This is a genomic window from Streptomyces sp. NPDC006487, assembly GCF_042870555.1.
Classification (GTDB): Bacteria; Actinomycetota; Actinomycetes; order Streptomycetales; family Streptomycetaceae; genus Streptomyces.
This window is the reverse complement of sequence record NZ_JBIAHN010000002.1, coordinates 116,202-131,857: the sequence shown is the minus strand read 5'-3', so window position 1 is coordinate 131,857 and position 15,656 is coordinate 116,202. Positions and strand designations below refer to the sequence as shown.

At 71.4% G+C, this 15,656-nt stretch carries 17 protein-coding genes and 1 pseudogene; 6 read left to right on the top strand and 12 right to left on the bottom strand.

Translation table 11 applies throughout. From position 1 onward, the window contains the following. Window positions 1-64: 64 nt before the first annotated feature. Window positions 65-892, bottom strand: coding sequence for a ribonuclease BN (locus ACFYM0_RS03330; RefSeq protein ID WP_388496033.1), 828 nt, complete (start codon window positions 890-892; stop codon window positions 65-67). Between the two features lie 396 nt (window positions 893-1,288). Here ACFYM0_RS03330 and ACFYM0_RS03325 point away from each other — a divergent pair, with 396 nt between their 5' ends. Both ACFYM0_RS03325 and ACFYM0_RS03320 read left to right on the top strand, forming a co-directional pair. Beyond that, window positions 1,289-1,822 carry an ATP-binding protein gene (locus ACFYM0_RS03325; RefSeq protein WP_388496729.1) on the top strand — a complete coding sequence of 178 codons (534 nt, stop codon included), beginning with the start codon at window positions 1,289-1,291 and terminating at the stop codon, window positions 1,820-1,822. A 203-nt stretch (window positions 1,823-2,025) separates the two neighbouring features. Further along, window positions 2,026-2,472, top strand: a complete 447-nt coding sequence (locus ACFYM0_RS03320) for a VOC family protein (protein ID WP_388496031.1) — start codon at window positions 2,026-2,028, stop codon at window positions 2,470-2,472. A gap of 8 nt (window positions 2,473-2,480) precedes the next feature. Here the strand turns inward: ACFYM0_RS03320 and ACFYM0_RS03315 are convergent, their stop codons facing one another. The 4 genes and pseudogenes from ACFYM0_RS03315 to ACFYM0_RS03300 form a co-directional block, all read right to left on the bottom strand. Further along, window positions 2,481-2,912 carry an ATP-binding protein gene (locus ACFYM0_RS03315; RefSeq protein ID WP_388496030.1) on the bottom strand — a complete coding sequence of 144 codons (432 nt, stop codon included), beginning with the start codon at window positions 2,910-2,912 and terminating at the stop codon, window positions 2,481-2,483. 111 nt (window positions 2,913-3,023) lie between these two features. Beyond that, the gene (locus ACFYM0_RS03310) at window positions 3,024-3,236 is read right to left on the bottom strand and encodes an ATP-binding protein (protein WP_388496727.1); all 213 of its coding nucleotides are present in this window, start codon (window positions 3,234-3,236) and stop codon (window positions 3,024-3,026) included. 190 nt (window positions 3,237-3,426) lie between these two features. Then, window positions 3,427-3,663, bottom strand: a pseudogene (locus tag ACFYM0_RS03305) (hypothetical protein); the annotation flags it as partial. Between the two features lie 3 nt (window positions 3,664-3,666). Next, window positions 3,667-4,593 carry a SigB/SigF/SigG family RNA polymerase sigma factor gene (locus ACFYM0_RS03300; protein WP_388496028.1) on the bottom strand — a complete coding sequence of 309 codons (927 nt, stop codon included), beginning with the start codon at window positions 4,591-4,593 and terminating at the stop codon, window positions 3,667-3,669. Between the two features lie 211 nt (window positions 4,594-4,804). Here ACFYM0_RS03300 and ACFYM0_RS03295 point away from each other — a divergent pair, with 211 nt between their 5' ends. Both ACFYM0_RS03295 and ACFYM0_RS03290 read left to right on the top strand, forming a co-directional pair. After that, window positions 4,805-5,149 (top strand): STAS domain-containing protein, encoded by a 345-nt coding sequence (locus ACFYM0_RS03295; protein ID WP_388496027.1) that lies wholly within the window; start codon window positions 4,805-4,807, stop codon window positions 5,147-5,149. Window positions 5,150-5,729: 580 nt separating this feature from the next. Beyond that, window positions 5,730-6,539: a polysaccharide deacetylase family protein gene (locus ACFYM0_RS03290; protein ID WP_388496025.1), complete on the top strand. Its 810-nt coding sequence runs from the start codon at window positions 5,730-5,732 to the stop codon at window positions 6,537-6,539. A 143-nt stretch (window positions 6,540-6,682) separates the two neighbouring features. On the opposite strand, the gene ACFYM0_RS03285 is transcribed toward ACFYM0_RS03290, so the two are convergent. Beyond that, on the bottom strand, window positions 6,683-7,786 hold the full coding sequence (locus tag ACFYM0_RS03285; RefSeq protein WP_388496023.1) for an AI-2E family transporter: 1,104 nt from the start codon (window positions 7,784-7,786) through the stop codon (window positions 6,683-6,685). A 181-nt stretch (window positions 7,787-7,967) separates the two neighbouring features. Between ACFYM0_RS03285 and ACFYM0_RS03280 the strand changes: the two genes are divergently transcribed. Further along, entirely contained in the window at window positions 7,968-8,795 is an 828-nt protein-coding gene (locus ACFYM0_RS03280) for a DUF1206 domain-containing protein (protein WP_388496021.1), read from the top strand. Window positions 8,796-8,972: 177 nt separating this feature from the next. Here the strand turns inward: ACFYM0_RS03280 and ACFYM0_RS03275 are convergent, their stop codons facing one another. From ACFYM0_RS03275 to ACFYM0_RS03255, 5 genes are all read right to left on the bottom strand, one after another. Next, window positions 8,973-9,185: a hypothetical protein gene (locus ACFYM0_RS03275; protein WP_388496019.1), complete on the bottom strand. Its 213-nt coding sequence runs from the start codon at window positions 9,183-9,185 to the stop codon at window positions 8,973-8,975. A gap of 316 nt (window positions 9,186-9,501) precedes the next feature. Continuing rightward, window positions 9,502-10,092, bottom strand: a complete 591-nt coding sequence (locus ACFYM0_RS03270; RefSeq protein WP_388496018.1) for a DUF5994 family protein — start codon at window positions 10,090-10,092, stop codon at window positions 9,502-9,504. 110 nt (window positions 10,093-10,202) lie between these two features. Further along, entirely contained in the window at window positions 10,203-10,634 is a 432-nt protein-coding gene (locus ACFYM0_RS03265) for an STAS domain-containing protein (protein WP_388496016.1), read from the bottom strand. Then, window positions 10,631-11,713: a B12-binding domain-containing protein gene (locus ACFYM0_RS03260; RefSeq protein ID WP_388496015.1), complete on the bottom strand. Its 1,083-nt coding sequence runs from the start codon at window positions 11,711-11,713 to the stop codon at window positions 10,631-10,633. Before ACFYM0_RS03260 ends, ACFYM0_RS03265 begins: the two co-directional genes overlap by 4 nt. Next, entirely contained in the window at window positions 11,710-13,272 is a 1,563-nt protein-coding gene (locus tag ACFYM0_RS03255; RefSeq protein ID WP_388496013.1) for a PP2C family protein-serine/threonine phosphatase, read from the bottom strand. Before ACFYM0_RS03255 ends, ACFYM0_RS03260 begins: the two co-directional genes overlap by 4 nt. Before the next feature lie 359 nt (window positions 13,273-13,631). Here ACFYM0_RS03255 and ACFYM0_RS03250 point away from each other — a divergent pair, with 359 nt between their 5' ends. Beyond that, window positions 13,632-14,132, top strand: coding sequence for a MarR family winged helix-turn-helix transcriptional regulator (locus ACFYM0_RS03250; protein WP_388496012.1), 501 nt, complete (start codon window positions 13,632-13,634; stop codon window positions 14,130-14,132). A gap of 99 nt (window positions 14,133-14,231) precedes the next feature. Here the strand turns inward: ACFYM0_RS03250 and ACFYM0_RS03245 are convergent, their stop codons facing one another. Beyond that, a complete protein-coding gene (locus ACFYM0_RS03245; protein WP_388496011.1) occupies window positions 14,232-15,401 on the bottom strand; it encodes a PP2C family protein-serine/threonine phosphatase in 1,170 nt (389 codons plus the stop codon). Window positions 15,402-15,656: the final 255 nt, after the last annotated feature.

Sequence of the window (15,656 nt, the reverse complement as noted above, 5' to 3'; positions counted from 1 at the left end):
GTCCCGGCGGAGCTCGAACCCGCTGCGCGGACGGGCCGCGGTCCCGGCCGGTCCGGCTCTCGCCTCACTGGCCGGGTTCCGCCGGAGGTGACCGGTGCAGCAGCTCGTCGCGGAGGAGCCGGCCGGCGAGGGCGCCCCCGAACACGACCACGCCGATGCCGACGAGCCAGGTCTGGATGACGAGGACGGTTCCGAAGGGGCCGTAGGTGACGGCGCTGGACGCGATCAGCGGGGAGAAGACGAGCCGGGAGAAGACCCGCAGTCCGAGCAGCCCGAGCATGGTGGCCACCGCCCCGGGGAGCAGGGCGGTCCACGGGACCCGGCCGCCGAGGAGCAGGCGCTGGGACCACCAGAAGAAGAGTGTTCCGATCGCGAACGTGACGAAGCCGCGGGAGGGGGAGTCGCGCCACGGCGGGGCGATCGCCGAGAGGAAGAGCACCCCCACCAGCACGCCGAGCCACAGCACGTGACGCCACCGGGCCCACCAGCGGGACGGAGACAGGTCCCAGACCCGTTCGTAGCCGCTCTGCAGCATCGTGCCGAAGGACAGGCCGAACACGGCGAGCAGCGCGAGGCCGAAGGCGGTCGTGGTCCGCCAGGCCTCGCCGGGAAGGGCGAACAGCCGCTCGATCTCGGCCCTGGCGGCCGGCGATACACCGAGCCCGTCTCCCAGCCACTGCGCGAACCCCTGCCCGCCGCGGGTGTCCGCCGCGGAAACGACGATGAGCAGGGGTACCAGGGTCAGGAACCCGAGCGCCGCGAACCCGAGGGAGCGTTGCCACAGGTCGACGTTCCGGATCTGCACCCAGCGGCGTCCGGCCCGCGCGCGGCGGCCCGCACTGCGTATCCGCCCGAAGGGCGACAGCCGCCGGGTCCTACCGGACCCGGTCATCTCACCGGAGCACGCCCGGGTCCGCCGCGGCCGCCGCCCCGGCCGGCTCCGAGGCGTCCGCGCGGGGACATCGGCGGCGGGTGCGGTGACCGGGACGGGTGGGCCGGGGGTGAGGTGGTGGGCATGGACCCTCCAGGTGCTGCTTTCACGGTAGAACCCTCCCGACCGGGAATCCACCGCGGGGACGGCGTCCACGTGTCCGGGCGATCAGGCCGGGCATACGCGGACCGGGGGGCGACAGCGTCGTGACGGTCGATCCGGCCGGTCCGGGAGATCCGGAAGCTCCGGGAAGCCCGGGAAGCCCGGTTAGCCCGGGAAGTCCGAGAGGTCCGCGGACGGGGCGACCGCCCCGGACGAACACAGAGTGTCAATGGTCGGGGTGAGACGGCAGTGAAGATGACGGGAGAGGCCGAGGGCGATCCCCGGCGCGTGCGCGTGGGCGGCCCGGTCATGGGCCAGCGGCGTCGGCTCGCCCTGCGCAGTGTCCGGGGTGCGGTCGGCAAGGGCCGTGACTTCACCCGCCGGACCCTGCGGGACTGGGGATGGGACGGACGAGAGAGTGCCGAGGACGCGTTGCTCGTCGTCTCCGAGCTGGTGACCAACGCGGCCCTGCACGCGCACGGCTGCGAAGAGCTCGTACTTACCGCCGGTGAGACCCTGCGGATCGAGGTGTTCGACGGAGAGACAGAGGTGCCGCGCCCCGGGGCCGTACGCCGCCCGGGCGTCCCCGGCGGTCACGGCCTGCACCTCGTGCGGCGGCTCTCCGACCGGTGGGGCTGTTACCCCGTCGGCGCGGGCAAGGTGGTCTGGGCGGAGATCGAGTCCTCCCGCCTGGCCGCCCGGCACCGGGACCCGCATGCCCCGACCCCCGGGCCGCAGCGATTCGGGCCCGGGGCCGGGCGTCCGGCCCCGGGGCCCGTCCTGCGTTGAAACGGGCCCTGGTGAGCAGCGCCAGGCTGACGACGGGAGGAACAGGAGCAGTACCAGGAGGACGACCACCACCAGCTCCGGTCCGGCGCCGCCCGCGGCCCCTGCGCGGACCGCGCCGCGTCCGGTGGACTTCGACCCAACTCGCCGACAGGCGAGGGCCGTACGGTGTGCGTACAGGCGAAGACCCCGGGCACACGAGGGTCATGACCGTACTCAAAACAAGCGTTCTCGTCCTGGACTGCGCTGAGCCCGAACCCCTGGCCAGGTTCTACGCCGAACTGCTCGGAGCCGGGGCCGGTCCGGCCACCGGGGACGGGGAAATGATCCTCGTCACCGGCGGCTCCGGTGTGGTGCTTCTCGGGATCCGGCGCGACGCGAACCACCTGCCGCCGAGCTGGCCGGCGCCGGAGGACTCCCAGCAGGCCCATCTGCGGATCCTGGTGGCGGCCGATGACCTCGACGAAGCCGAACGGGAGGCCGTGGCCCTCGGCGCGCGCCCGCTGTCGGCAGAAGAGGACGGCACCCGGCTGGACGACCGTACGACGCTGCGCAGGTTCAGCGATCCCGCAGGACACGCGTTCGTCCTCGCGGCCTTACGCGAGGAACCCGCCGCCCACGCCGCCCACGGCGCCGACGGCGCCGACGGGTGACGGACCGGTCATCGACCGGTGGGTCTGCCGGACCTCAGCCGGGATGCCTCGATCTCCGCCCAGACCGCCTTGCCATGCTCGTGGGCGTGCGAGCCCCAGCGGTCGGACAGGCGCTCCACGATGTAGAGGCCGTGGCCGCCCGGGATGCCGCGCCGTGGGGTCGGGTGACCGCTGGGCAGTGTGGTCGAGCCGTCGTAGACCTCGATGCGCAGGGTTTCCCCGGCCGTGAGGACGAGCTCGTGACAGCCGTCCGCGTGGAGGGAGGCGTTGGTCAGCAGCTCGGACACGAGGAGCAAGGTGTCCTCGGCGGTCTCGGTCCCGTCCCAGCCCCAGTCCCGCAGGGCCTCGCGCGTGAACTCGCGGCCTTTGGCCACGGCGCCGCGGACGCCCGTCAGGGCGAGCCTGCGGCGCTGTCCTCCGGCGGGAAGGCCCGTGCTCAACGGATCACCCGTTTCAGGTCCGATGGTCTCCACCGATGTCTTTCACCCCCGCGTCGATACTGGTCTGTGCTCCCTGGCCCCGCACCGTGACAGTCTAGGCGGCCGCAGTTCTCATGCCGTTGCCATGTGCAGCCGGAGGGTGAAGCCCGTGTCCGTGGCGCGGACCTCGACGAGATCGCAGAGCTGGTGGATCATCCACAGGCCGCGGCCGCCGTTCGCCGCTGCGAGGGAGGGCCGGCGTCGCCCCGCCAGGGGGCCGGCCAGGCGGCCGCCGTCGTGGATCTCGGCGACGACTTCCGCCCGCGCACCGCTGGTGGTCCACAGCGGAAACCCCCGGCGCGTCGCTGTAGGCCGGACTCGGCAGTTCCCGGCCGTCCTCGATCAGGGTGGGGTGCGTGCGCCGTGCGTCGGCCAGCACCTCGGGCGCCAGCCACCGTACGTCGTACGGGCACATCTCCACGACCTCGCGGAGCGAGTGCGGCGGGTCGTGGAGCAGCAGACGCCGGCCCTGTCCGCCGAGGGCGGCCGCCGCCCCCACGAGGGCGGCGACCGCGGCCGGGTCGAGGAAGACCACGGCGGAGAGGTCGAGGTGGACGACGGGGCCGGGGATCGCGGCCACGGCGCCGAGCGCGGCGGACAGGCACTGCCGGGTATCGAGGTCGCAGCTGCCGCTCAGCAGCGCTCCGGGCCGGTCCCGCAGCGGCCGGGCGGTCAGCGGCCTCGTGGGCACCGCATGCGTCGCCGACCCCATTTCCTACTCCGCGAGCATGCCGGTGCGCAGCCGGGCCAGCGTGCGCGACAGAATCCGCGACACCTGCATCTGGGAGATGCCCAGCTCGGCGCCGATCTCGGCCTGGGTCTGCTCCTGGCCGAAGCGCATCCTCAGGATGAGCCGGTCGCGTTCGTCCAGCTGCTCCAGCAGGGGCGCGAGGGTGTGGAACTCCTCGAAGAGTTCCATGCCGGGATCGACGGCTCCGTGGCGTTCCGCCGCCGGCCGGGCGCTGCGGCTCGCCGAGGAGGCAGCATCGCCGTCGCTGTCGACGGCGTCGAGGGAACTGCTCGTGTAGCCGTTCGCGGCCACCAGCCCCTCGATGACCTCGTCATCGGACAACTCCAGGTGGAGGGCGATCTCCTTGACCGTCGGCGCCCTGCCCAGGACGTCGCTCAGGGCCTCCTGGGCCTTGGCGAGTTCCGTGCGCAGCTCCTGCAGGCGCCGCGGTACGTGCACGGCCCAGGTGGTGTCACGGAAATGGCGCTTGATCTCACCGATGATGTAGGGGAGGGCGAGCGTGGAGAACTCGACCTCCCGCTCGAGGTCGTAGCGGTCGATGGCCTTGATCAGGCCGATCGTTCCCACCTGGATGATGTCGTCCATGTCGAGACCGCCGCCGAGCACACGGGCACGGAAGCGCCGCGCCGCGAACTGCACGAGCGAGAGGTTCATCTCGATCAGGGTGTTGCGCGTGTACTGGTACTCGCGGGTGCCCTCTTCCAGCGTGCGCAGTCTCGCGAAGAAGTGCCGCGACAGCTCACGGGCGTCGGTCGGGGCCATCTCGCGGGCGTTCTCGACCTCGACGTGGTCCATGTCCCGCGTTGGCGCTCCCACGACGCCCCGGTCACGAGCCGGAGCTTGCGTGTCTGTAGCGCGAATGGGTCCCATGACGGTGGCCGAGCGAGGCATGGTGGCCACTCCCTCCCGATTGACTGACGGCTGCCCGGGCGCTTGTGCCCCGGCTCATCGGTCCTACACCCTTCGCAGGGCACGTCTTCCTTTCCCGGGCCACTCCGTGCGTCCCGGGGGCCGTGCCGCACCCTGCGGCGACCTCGTAGTACGAGCGACCAGGCATACTCCCTTGACGACGACGTTACAGGTGGCGAGCCGGGAGGCGGGCATGACCGGAGCAGGGGACGCGTTCCAGCCAGGTGTGGTCGGGGGCGGCTACGCGGCGGGCACTGCGTGGGTGGTGGCGGCCCGCGGAGAGCTGGACCAGGACACGCTGGCTCCGCTGGAGGAGGCTCTCGTCTCCGCCTCGGACCGGTACCCGCTGGTGGTTCTGGACGCCGGGGCCGTCACCTTCGGCGACTCCTCCTTCCTGAACCTGCTGCTGCGACTGCACCACCTCACGGCCCTGCGCGTCGCCGCTCCGGGCGATCAGCTGCGCCGGCTCTTCGCCGTGACCGGTGCCGATACGGTCCTTTCCGTACACGCGAGCGTCGAGGACGCCCTCGGGGCATGAGTACGCACCGGTCAGCCGGTGTACGGGCCGGTCGAGTTCGGACCGGCCGGTGGCCTCAGGGCGGGCTGCGCCTCGGACCGCGCGGTGCGGGCCGTGGGTCGGAATCGGGCAGGAGCCCGAGCATGTCCAACAGCAATGCCAGCTCGCCCGCGTCGGCGGCCCGTGAGGCGACAAAGCGGCGCGCTGCCGCACGGTCCGTGGTCCCGGAACATGCCAGGAATGCCGGCTCGTCACAACCAAAGGGATCCTTCACCCGGCCGATCCCACCACGCCCACCCGCTCCCTGCACGCGCAGTGGTCCGCCTGACCGACCGGCTTGACCGACCGGTGAGAGCCGGAGGCAGGGGCTGCGTGAGCGAAACCAGGAACGGGCCGGGGATGCCGATGCTCGGCCGGATCCTGCTGCGCCCCGGCTCCGGAGCGGGCCGGGCGGGGGCGGACGCGGGCACGCGGGCCGGACGTCCCGTCCGCGCCGGGTCTCCGGATGGGCCGATCGGGGGAGGACGGCGCCGGGGCGTACGGCCTAGCCTGGACCGGCAGTGGGAGACCGGGGGGCCGAGTCCGAAGGAAGAGCGCCTCCATGGGCATCACCCGCAGTTCCGTAAGCCGTCGTCGCGCGGGATCCGCCGTGGCGACCGCTGCCGTACTCGTCCTGTCGGCGGCCGCCGGCGCACCGGCCTTCGCAGCCCCGAGCGGCCAGGCCGGGACGGCCGCCGGGCAGGCCGAGCCGTCGGCGGCGGGCCGGTCATCCACTGTGAGCGCCCACGGCCCTGCCCAGGTGCCGCTGGGCATCTCCCGGCTGGCGCAGGGCCCGGGTCACGACATCGCCATCACCATCGACGACGGTCCGGACCCGCGCTGGACGCCCCAGGTCCTCGCAGTGTTGCGGGAGAACCACGTCAAGGCCACCTTCTGCATGATCGGTACCCGCGCGCAGCAGTATCCGGACCTGGTGCGCTCGGTCGCCGCCGAGGGGCACAGCCTCTGTGACCACTCGGTCGACCACGACGTGACCATGGACCACAAGCCCATCGCGTATCAGCGGCAGCAGATCCTCGACGGCAAGTCCATGATCGAGAAGGCCGTGCCGGGCGTCGCCGTCGACTACTACCGCGCCCCGGGCGGCGCCTTCACCCCGGACAGCCGGGCGATAGCCGCCGGGAGCGGGATGCGGCCGCTGGGCTGGAGTGTGGACCCCAAGGACTGGAGCAGGCCGGGCCTGCCGGCGATCGTCGCCGCCGTGGAGGGAAACCTGCCCGCACAGCCGACGGTGCTCTTCCACGACGGGGGCGGCGACCGCAGCGAGACGGTTGCAGCGCTCAAGGAGTACCTGCCGTGGCTCAAGACGCAGGGCTACACCTTCACTTTTCCGAAGCTCGCCACCCCGTAGAGCCGCAGCCACCCGCTCGACGGGCGCGGCGCACTGACGCGGGACGCCGTCCCCCTCCGACCGCCGGTTCCCCCTCCGACTCGACAGGACCGACTCGACCGTCCCGCCGTAGCGGGTGGCCGTACGGATCCACAGGGCCCTGTTCAGCCCGTGCCGGGTCGCGTGCCGGATCCCGGGTCGGCCGCGGGCTCGACGAGCTGCTCGCGCAGGTACCTCCACACAACCGCGATCAGCGCCGCGGCCGGAACCGCCAGCAGGCTGCCGACCACTCCGGCCAGACTGCCCCCCAGCGTCACCGCCAGCAGGACCACCGCCGCGTGGAGACCGAGACCGCGACTCTGGATCATCGGCTGGAAGACGTTGCCCTCCAGCTGTTGCACCACGATGATGATCACCAGCACGATCAGCGCGTCCGTCAGACCGTTCGAGACCAGCGCGATGAGCACCGCGACCAGGCCGGCGAACAGGGCGCCCACGATCGGCACGAACGCGGACACGAAGGTCAGTACCGCCAGTGGCAACACCAGGGGAACACCGACGATCCACAGCCCCAGCCCGATGAAGACGGCGTCGAGCAGACCGACGAACGCCTGGGAGCGCACGAACGAACCGAGGGTCTCCCAGCCGCGCTCGGCTACGACGGGGACGTCGGTGGCGAGCCGGCCGGGGAGTTGCCGGGTGAGCCACGGCAGGAACCGCGGGCCGTCCTTGAGGAAGAAGAACATCAGGAAGAGCGCCAGGACGGCGGTGACCAGGCCGCTGAAGATGGTGCTCACGCCGGTGACGACCGTCGAAACCGTGGTGCCGACGCTGTGCTGGACCCGGTCGACCGCGGAGTCGAACGCTGCGGTGATCTGGGCGTCGCCGATGTTCAGCGGCGGCCCGGCAGCCCATCCGCGCAGCTGCTGGATCCCCTTGACCACGCCGTCGCCCAGTTCGCCGGCCTGCGATGCCACCGGTACGGCGATCAGGGCCACGACACCGGCGGCGACCACGAGGAACAGTACGGTCACCAAGGACGCGGCCACGGCGGGAGGCCACCCGCGTCGGCGCAGGTAGGCGACCAGGGGCCACGTCAGCGTGGTGAGCAACAGGGCGACGACCAGCGGCCAGAGCACCGACCACATCCGACCCAGGAGCCACAACGTCACGGCGGTCATGGCGAGGACCAGGAGCAACTCGGCGGAGGCCCGTGCGGACGCCCGTAGCGCGGAAGCGGTCTTTCTCGAACTCAGCGTGTCAGACATGGGCTCACCCTATGGAACGTTTCCACGCCGACGGCCCCGGCCCTGGGGGTGCGGCTCACCACGGGTGGGGAACGCCCGGACTCGACAACTCCCTCGCTGCTCCTGCGGCTTCGATCTTCCCTACGAGCCGTGGCCCCGCCGGGCCTGGCATGGAGAGGGGAATGCGGGGTACTCGCGGGGCATGACGGCTGGCGGAGCGGTACGTGAGGGTGTGGAGACCGCATCGAGCGGCGGCAAGGCGCGGGGGGTGCTGGCCCGGTGCGGCCTGGTGACGCGCGGGCTCCTGTACGTGCTCATCGGTGTACTCGCGGTGCGCGTCGCCTTCGGTGTGAACGGCGGCGGGGAGGCGGACCGGACGGGCGCACTGCAGGAGCTCGCGGAGAAGCCCTTCGGCGGTGTCCTCGTATGGGCCGTCGGCATCGGCCTCGTCTGCATGGCGCTGTGGCGGCTTTCAGAGGCGGCGCTGGGTGCGGCCGGCCCCGACGGGGACAAGCCCGGCAAGCGACTGGCCGCGGTGGCCCGGGCCGTGTTCTACGGGGTCGTCGCGTTCTCCGTGCTCTCCTTCGCAGCCGGCGGGGGCGCCCGGTCCGGCGACGAGCAATCGCGCGATGTGACGGCCCGGGCGCTCGATGTGCCCGGTGGTCCGTGGTGGGTGGCGGCAGCGGGCGCGGGGATAGCCATCGGCGGTGTCGTGATCGCCGTCCAGGCGGCGCGCCGTACCTTCCGCAAGCACCTGGCGATGGAACGACAGCCCCAGGAGGTGCGCACGGCGGTCGAGATCCTCGGGGCGGTGGGCGGTCTGGCGCGCGGCGCCGTCTTCGCGGCGGCCGGCGCCTTCGCCGTGCACGCCGCCCTGAGCTACGACCCGGCGAAGGCGAAGGGGGTCGACGGCACGCTCCGTGCGTTCGCCCAGACCCCTGCGGGCCCGTGGCTTCTCATGGTGGTCGCCGCCGGGCTCGTGCTGTTCGGGTTGTTCTCCTGGGCCATGGCCTGTTGGCGCCGGGTCTGAGCATGCCGGCGGTGAGCCGGGGTGGCCGTTCGCAGGCGGCCCGGCAAGTCAGGGCGGTGTCCGGCCGTGTGTGCGGCCGTGGGTCTCAAGGTCGGCATCGGGCGCGACGTGACAGGGCCCGGCCGGGGTGACTGTGGACCGGCCGGGCTCTGGGTGCTGGGACGAGTGGCGTTCCGGTCAGAACGTCTCGTCGTGCAGGTCCTCTTCACGCAGCAGGTCGTCCTCGCGAGGACGTGAAGCCTCTTCCTCGCCCGGCTTCCGGCCCTGCTTCTGGCTCCGCTCGCGGGACGGCTTGCCCGGCTGGGGCTGCGCAGGGTCTCCGGGGCGACGGTGCTCCTGCGCCTCACGGCCCTTGCCCGGCTCCTGATGCTTGTCCTGCGTACCGCCCATGACGGCTGCTCCTCTTGATGTGTGGGGTACGGACTCCTGTGGGTTCACGCTGACACGCAGCGTGATGGTCTGCATCATGTCGACTACGAAGCGTGGCAGGCGGGTGACACCCGTCCCTCGATGTGGCGGAGTCTGGTGGGCACGCCGGGTGGGGGAACACACGACGACGTCGGGAACACGGCGGGCCGCGCGCAGCCGGCGCCGGGATTCGACCGACGTCATGGCGTCGCCGGGTGCAGCGACGCCCGGCCTCAGCACGCGATGATCAATGCCCCGGCGTCATGCTGCCGCTACGGCGACGTCCTGCGGACGAGGCTCACCACCAGGCGCCGGCGGACAGCGGGCCGACCGGCAGCCTGGCGAGGGAGCCGATGTCTGATGCGCGCGCACCGCCTTCGCTCTCCCAGGCGTCTTCCCGGCTCCGGAGGTCGGGCCTTCGGCCGATGACGGCTTCGGCGGCGATCAGTGCGCGGGCGGTCAGGACGCTGCCGGGGACGGCGGCGGCGGCCATCAGGCGGGCCGCGGCGGCGGGTGAGGTCTGGGGCGGGACGACGAGGAGGTCCCAGCGGCCGACGGTGTAGGAGAGCAGGATCAGCTTGTCGGGATCCTGTTCGGCGAACCAGCCCACGTGCACGGTGTGCTCGGCCACGGAGACTTTGTGTGGGACGACGGGCCAGCGGGTGGGGTTCACGGTGACGCGGGTGATGCGTCCCCAGGGCTCGGCCAAGGCGGCGACGAGAGCGGGGAGTTCGGTTGCGAGGTCACGGGAGCGGGGCCACCAGGCGCCGTCCAGCTGCCCGGAGAGGGCGGTCTTCGGCGTGAGCACGAGGCGAGCGGCGCGAGGAGGCGCGGCGGTGGGAGGCGGGGGTGACGTGGCGGGTGTGATGCGTTCCAGGATGACGGTCATGATGGAGACCTGTCCCCGGGCCGCCCGCGGTTCGACGGCCCGGCGTATTGATCGCCGGAAATGACACCTGAGTTGCATCCGATGCGCGAAATACTCCCGGTACCTTCACCTTACTCCGGTGCGGAGATCGAAAGGGGTTCTGACCAGGTGTTTCCGTCCGCGGCCGCGTTCTCCTCCTGGATCGGGCGGGAGGAGGCCCTCTGACCTGTGTGCCCGGCCGTCAGGTGATTGAGGGTTCCGGTGAGCTCGAGGATGCGCTCCAGGCAGATGGGTCGGTCAACGATGCGCAGGTGCACTTCTGCTGTGTCGGTGTGGCGTCGGATCATCAGCAGGGTCGACAGTCCGGTGGAGTCCACTGCGGTGACGTTGCCGCAGTGCAGGTGCAGCTCCTTCAAGCCGGTGCGGTCCGCCAGGATTTGCCTGACGGCGTTGAGCAGGTCGTCGGCGCGCTCGTAGTCGAAGTCGCCGTGCAGCTCGATCCGTACGGTGTCGTCCGTGTCGAGGTACGTCAGCCGGAGCGGGTTGGGCGGTGCGAAGGTCATACGGGAGTCCTGGCGGCGGGGAAGTGGGTGCTGGTCAGACAGGCGCGGGAAGATCTGAGGATGGCGGTGGCGCGGGGGAAGTCCTTGAGTTCCTGTCCGAGCAGGTCCAGGGCCGGGGGCAGGGAGCGGGCAGGGACCCCGCGGGCGGTGAGGATGCCGGCGGTCCACTGCAGGAACCGGGTGAAGAGGTCTGCGTCGTCCGTGTAGAGGGCGGTCGCGAGGAACTCCACGATGTGGGAGAGGTCCTCGGCCGTCCGTTCGCGCTGGTCGTTGCTGTAGCCGCGCATGGCCGGATAGGCCTGCAGCAGCCCGTCGAAGACCGTGCGCACGAGCTGGGGCCGGGTGCGGGTGACGAGGGTGTACTCCTGGTCGGCCAGGTGGGGGAGGTCGTCGATGACATGGTGGTCCGGCCGGGGGCGGGGCAGCGGACGGCGGGCGAGGTCCTGTGCGGCCGTGCGGGCGTCGGGGGCCCAGGAGTCCGCTTTGAGCAGGCGGGCGTATCTCCCGTTGGGTCCGAAGGCGGCGCCGCCGACCAGGACGGGGGTGCCGGCGGCCTGGCAGGCGGTGATCGTGGCGTGTGCGGTGGGCAGGCGGGTGGGGATCGAGCTGGACAGTGCCACGACGTCCGTGTCGGTGGAGTGGATGTGCGCGATGAGGTGCGCCATGGGGACCTGGGCGCCGAGGTAGTCCACCCGCCAGCCCCGCAGGTGCAGTACTTCGGCCAGCAGCCGGGCCGGCAGGGCGTGCCATTCGCCGTCGACGCAGGCCACAGTGATCCGCCCGTGCCGGTGCGCGGTGCGTGCCGCCGGGTGCCGGGAGACCGCGGCCACGGCTCGCTCGTTGATCGCGGTCGCCGCGTGTTCCTGGGCGACGGTGATGCGGTTGGCGGCCCATTCCTCGCCCACGCGCCCCTGAACGGGGGCGATCACGTCGAGCAGTACGCCCTCCGCGTCCAGGCCTTCGTCCAACGCCCTGCGCACCGCTGCGGTCGCGGACGCTTCGTCGCCGCACAAGGCGGCTTCCCAAAGGCGTTCCGCCAGGAGTCCGAGTGCCGAGAGCCTTGCCGTATCGATGGTCATGCCGTGAACCTGCCCCGAGTACGGCCGTCCACCGCACTGAGGTGGTTGGTGCGGGGTGCGGAAATGACCACGACGGCCATGTCGTCGTGCCGGCCGGCCCCCACCCATTGGGAGGCGAGCATCTGCACCCGCTCCACCACTGCCTCGCCCGGCATGCCCGCGCATTCTTCCAGGGCCCGGAACAGCCTCTCCTCGCCGAATTGCGTGCCGCCCATCGGGCCGCCGCGCGCCTCGCTGATCCCGTCCGTGTACAGGACGCAGGTCTCGCCCGGCGCCAACGTGACCTGCACGGTCTCGGCGGTGACCCGGGGCAGCACACCGACCAGGGTGCCCTTGGTCGCAGCCTCCTCGACCCGGCCGTCGGAGCGCAGGATCAGCGGTGCGGGGTGGCCGGCGCTGGTCAGTCGCAGTCGCACGGTGTTGCCATCCCGCATGGCGGAGGCCAGGACCAAGGTGGCGAAGCGGGTGTTGTGGGAGTTGAGGAGCGAGGTGTTCAGCAGGCTCAGGATCCGCTGGTGGTCCTGCGCTATCGGCAGCAGCGCGTGGAGCGTGTTGCGGATCTTCCCGGTCATCACGGCGGCTTCCAGCCCCTTGCCGCACACGTCTCCGAGGACGACGAGCGACGCGTCGCCCTCCACGGTGGCGGGGTGGACGTCGTAGAAGTCCCCGCCGATCCGCTCGTGGTCCATGGAGGGCCGGTAGCCGCCCGCGTACTCCACACCCGAGATCTGGTGCAGCGAGGGCGGCAGCAGTTCACGCATCAGGACATTGGTGATCGAGGTCTGCTCGGCGTAGAGGCGGGCGGCGGACATCGCGGCGCCGGCCCGCGCGGCGAACAGCCTCGCGAACACCTCCTCCTCCGCGCTGAACCCGGTCGTTCCGACACCGCGCAGCAGGACCAGTGCCCCCGCGGGCACGCCATGACCCGGCAGCGGGGTGATGACGATGGACCCCACGGCACCGAATCCGTCGGGGATCAGCCAGGCCGGAGCGGTGGCGGGGTCGATCCAGCGGGAAGGGACCGGAGGAAACCCCTGCAGCGCTTCGCCGAGTCCCGGGACCTGGTCGGGGTTGGCGGTGATACGGGCAGAGGACGGGGGTCTGCCGCGCACGCAGGTCACCACCGGCAGCTCGCGGCCGCGCGTGGGAGCGATGACCAGGGCCGCGTCCGCCAGGTGTTCCGCAGCCATGCGTGCCGTGACGTCCATGCACCGCTCCAGGTTCAGCGACGACAGCAGCAGGTTCGAGGCCTCGGTCAGGAAGGCCGTACGTTCGCGCTCCACCTGAAGTGCTTCGCGGGCGAGGCGGTGGTCGGTGTCGTCGACCAGCCACCACACCACCGTGTCGTCCTCGCGCACGGTGGGATGAGCCTCGTACGTGCGGTCGTCGACGGGGCCCTGTGCGGCGGGGATGGCGGCGCCGGGTGGCCGCGCGTGGGCTGAGGAGAGCCAGGCGGGTACCGCGTCCACCATGGCCGAGCCGGGGCGTGCGCGGGGGAAAATCAGGCCGGCTGCCTCGTTGACGAACAGCAGCACCGCCTCGGCGTCCGTCACGAGCACCGGATACGGTGCCTCACCCCACGGACTGCGCGTGAGGGCACGGTCGGAAATGGCCTCGGTGGAATTCACCAAATGCTGAAGGCCCGCTGCGCGAACCCCTCACCTCATCACATCGAAGAAGACAGTTGCCTAGTGGCAACTATCGTCCACTTGGTCACTTCCCCACAACCGCACCCCCCTCCAGCCCGCTTTCCCCACGGCATGTGCACCATGTGCACACACGTCCTGCGACGATGCCGTAGGCAGCTCCCGGCACACCTCACCGTGCCGCCGGGTTGCGAGGCCTGACGTCTGCCCGCCAGGCGGCCCCGCATGCGGCGCCACCTGACAAAAGGGCTCACGGCTGACACAGTGGTGCGATGCCCCGAGCCCTCCCCTCACACGTCGAAGAGCAGGGTGCTCTCGACACCTGTGCCGTCGCGGAGCTGCTCGAAGTCCTCTGGTCCTCGAACCAGGAAACCGCGGTGGGGCCGGTCCCGCCGTCACAGCTGCGCGCCCTGACGGTGATCGAACAACGAGCCGGCATCAATCTGCGCGATCTGGGGGAGGCGCTGGGCTCCGCACCACCTGCGGTGAGTCGCCTGTGTGACCGCCTGGAAGCGGCAGGCCTACTGCAACGCTCCCGCGGCAGGATCAACCGACGGGAAGTGGAGCTGACCCTGAGCCGGCGTGGATCCGCCGTCCTGGCGGAGACCCGGGCCCTGCGCGCGCACAAGGCTGCCGAAGTACTCCGGCGCATGTCGTCCCAGGATCGCCACGCCCTGGCCCAGGGTCTCGCCGCATTCCGTGACGCCGCCACCACCCACATCAGGCTCGGAGCGTTCCCGGACCGGGACGAGCCCCTGCCCGACACCGGCTGAGACCCTCCTGCGTCGGTGTCGGCACCTGCACAACCATGGAGGTACCCGGCGGACGGGATCCCGGGTGGAGCTGCGAGCGGCGCGGTATCCCGAGAAGCTCTAGGCGCCGGGTCGGCCGAACCAGTCCAGGCAGGTGACCAGGGCGTCGTCGTCGGCATCGGTGTCACGGTAGGTGGCCAGCTCCTCCAGGATCGCGCGCGGCACCGCGGCGGCGGGCAGGAGACCGGTGGCGTGAATGGCGCGGGCGAGTGCGCGTTCGCCATAGGCCACCCCGCCCTTGTCCGCGGCCCCGTAGACGCCGTCGCTGACGAAGACCAGACGGTCTCCCGGGAGGGCGTCGAAGGGCTGCACCGAGTAGTGGGACTCCTCGAACATGCCCAAGGGGAACTGGGCCTCGAAGTGGACCCTCTCCACGGATCTCTCCCGGTAGCGCCACAGCTGGGGTGAGCCCGCGTCCACGACCTGGCCGCGGCCCGTGGACAGTTCCAGGCACAGCAGGAGCGTTGAGACGTACTCCCGCCCCTGGTACTGCCCGAATACGGCCTGGTCCGCCAGTGCTGCCTGGTCCGCGATGCCGACCCCGGCCCTGCGGGCGTTGCGCAGCGCGTTGACGGCGAGATTCGTCAGCAGTGAGGCTTGGATGCCTTCGCCCATCCCGTTGGTGACGGTCATGGTGAGCGTCTCGGCCGTGGTGGACCAGTCGAAGTTGTCGCCGTGGATGTCATAGGCGGGCTCCAGCTGGGCGCCGATGGCGTACTCGGGACGCGCGCACGCCCGGCCGGGCAGCAACTGCCACTGCATCTCGGCGGCCAGGGTGAGCCGGGTTGCCCGGCGGGCCTGCAGGTACAGGTCGGTGTCCCGTTCCGCGACGATGATTTCGTGGCCCAGGAGCTCCGCGATGTCCGTCAGTTCCCCAACGGCTTCCGGCGTACACAGGTGATCGGGCAGACGCACCGTGAGGATTCCGAGCCTGTCACCGCGCACGGTCACCGGCAGATGCAGGTCCATGGCGTCGCCCTCGGCCGAGTACCGGCCGTACGGCTCCTGACTGCCGAAAGCGCGGCCCTCCGGCGTGGCCTGCACGGGCAGAGGCTCTGCGGTATCGGGCAGCGCGGTGACCTGCTGCAGGACGCTCAGGCTGTAGTCGGCCATCAGGAGGTCGACCTCCAGGGCCTCGTAGTGCGTCATGAGCGCGGAGCGAACCGTGCGGAGCAGATCGTGCGGTGCGGCAGTGCGCAGCGCCCGCTCCACAGCCAGGAAATTCGTCATGGAGAGCGTCATTTCTTGCGGAGCAGTCGTAGGAGGGCAGGCCGCTCGTCCGGGCGGCCTGCCCGGACGCGAGGCAATGGTTGACGGACGCGCCCAGGGGCGGCAGGAGTGAGTTCGCCTTCGTCGACCCAAGAGCACTGTTCATCGCCTGAAAGGTTGCCATCAAGCAACCGTGCCCCGACTCTACCCGTGTGGACCCAACGCGAACGAACCCCGCGGATCCCGGCGGAGCCGCCTCCGACCCGCCGTGCACCA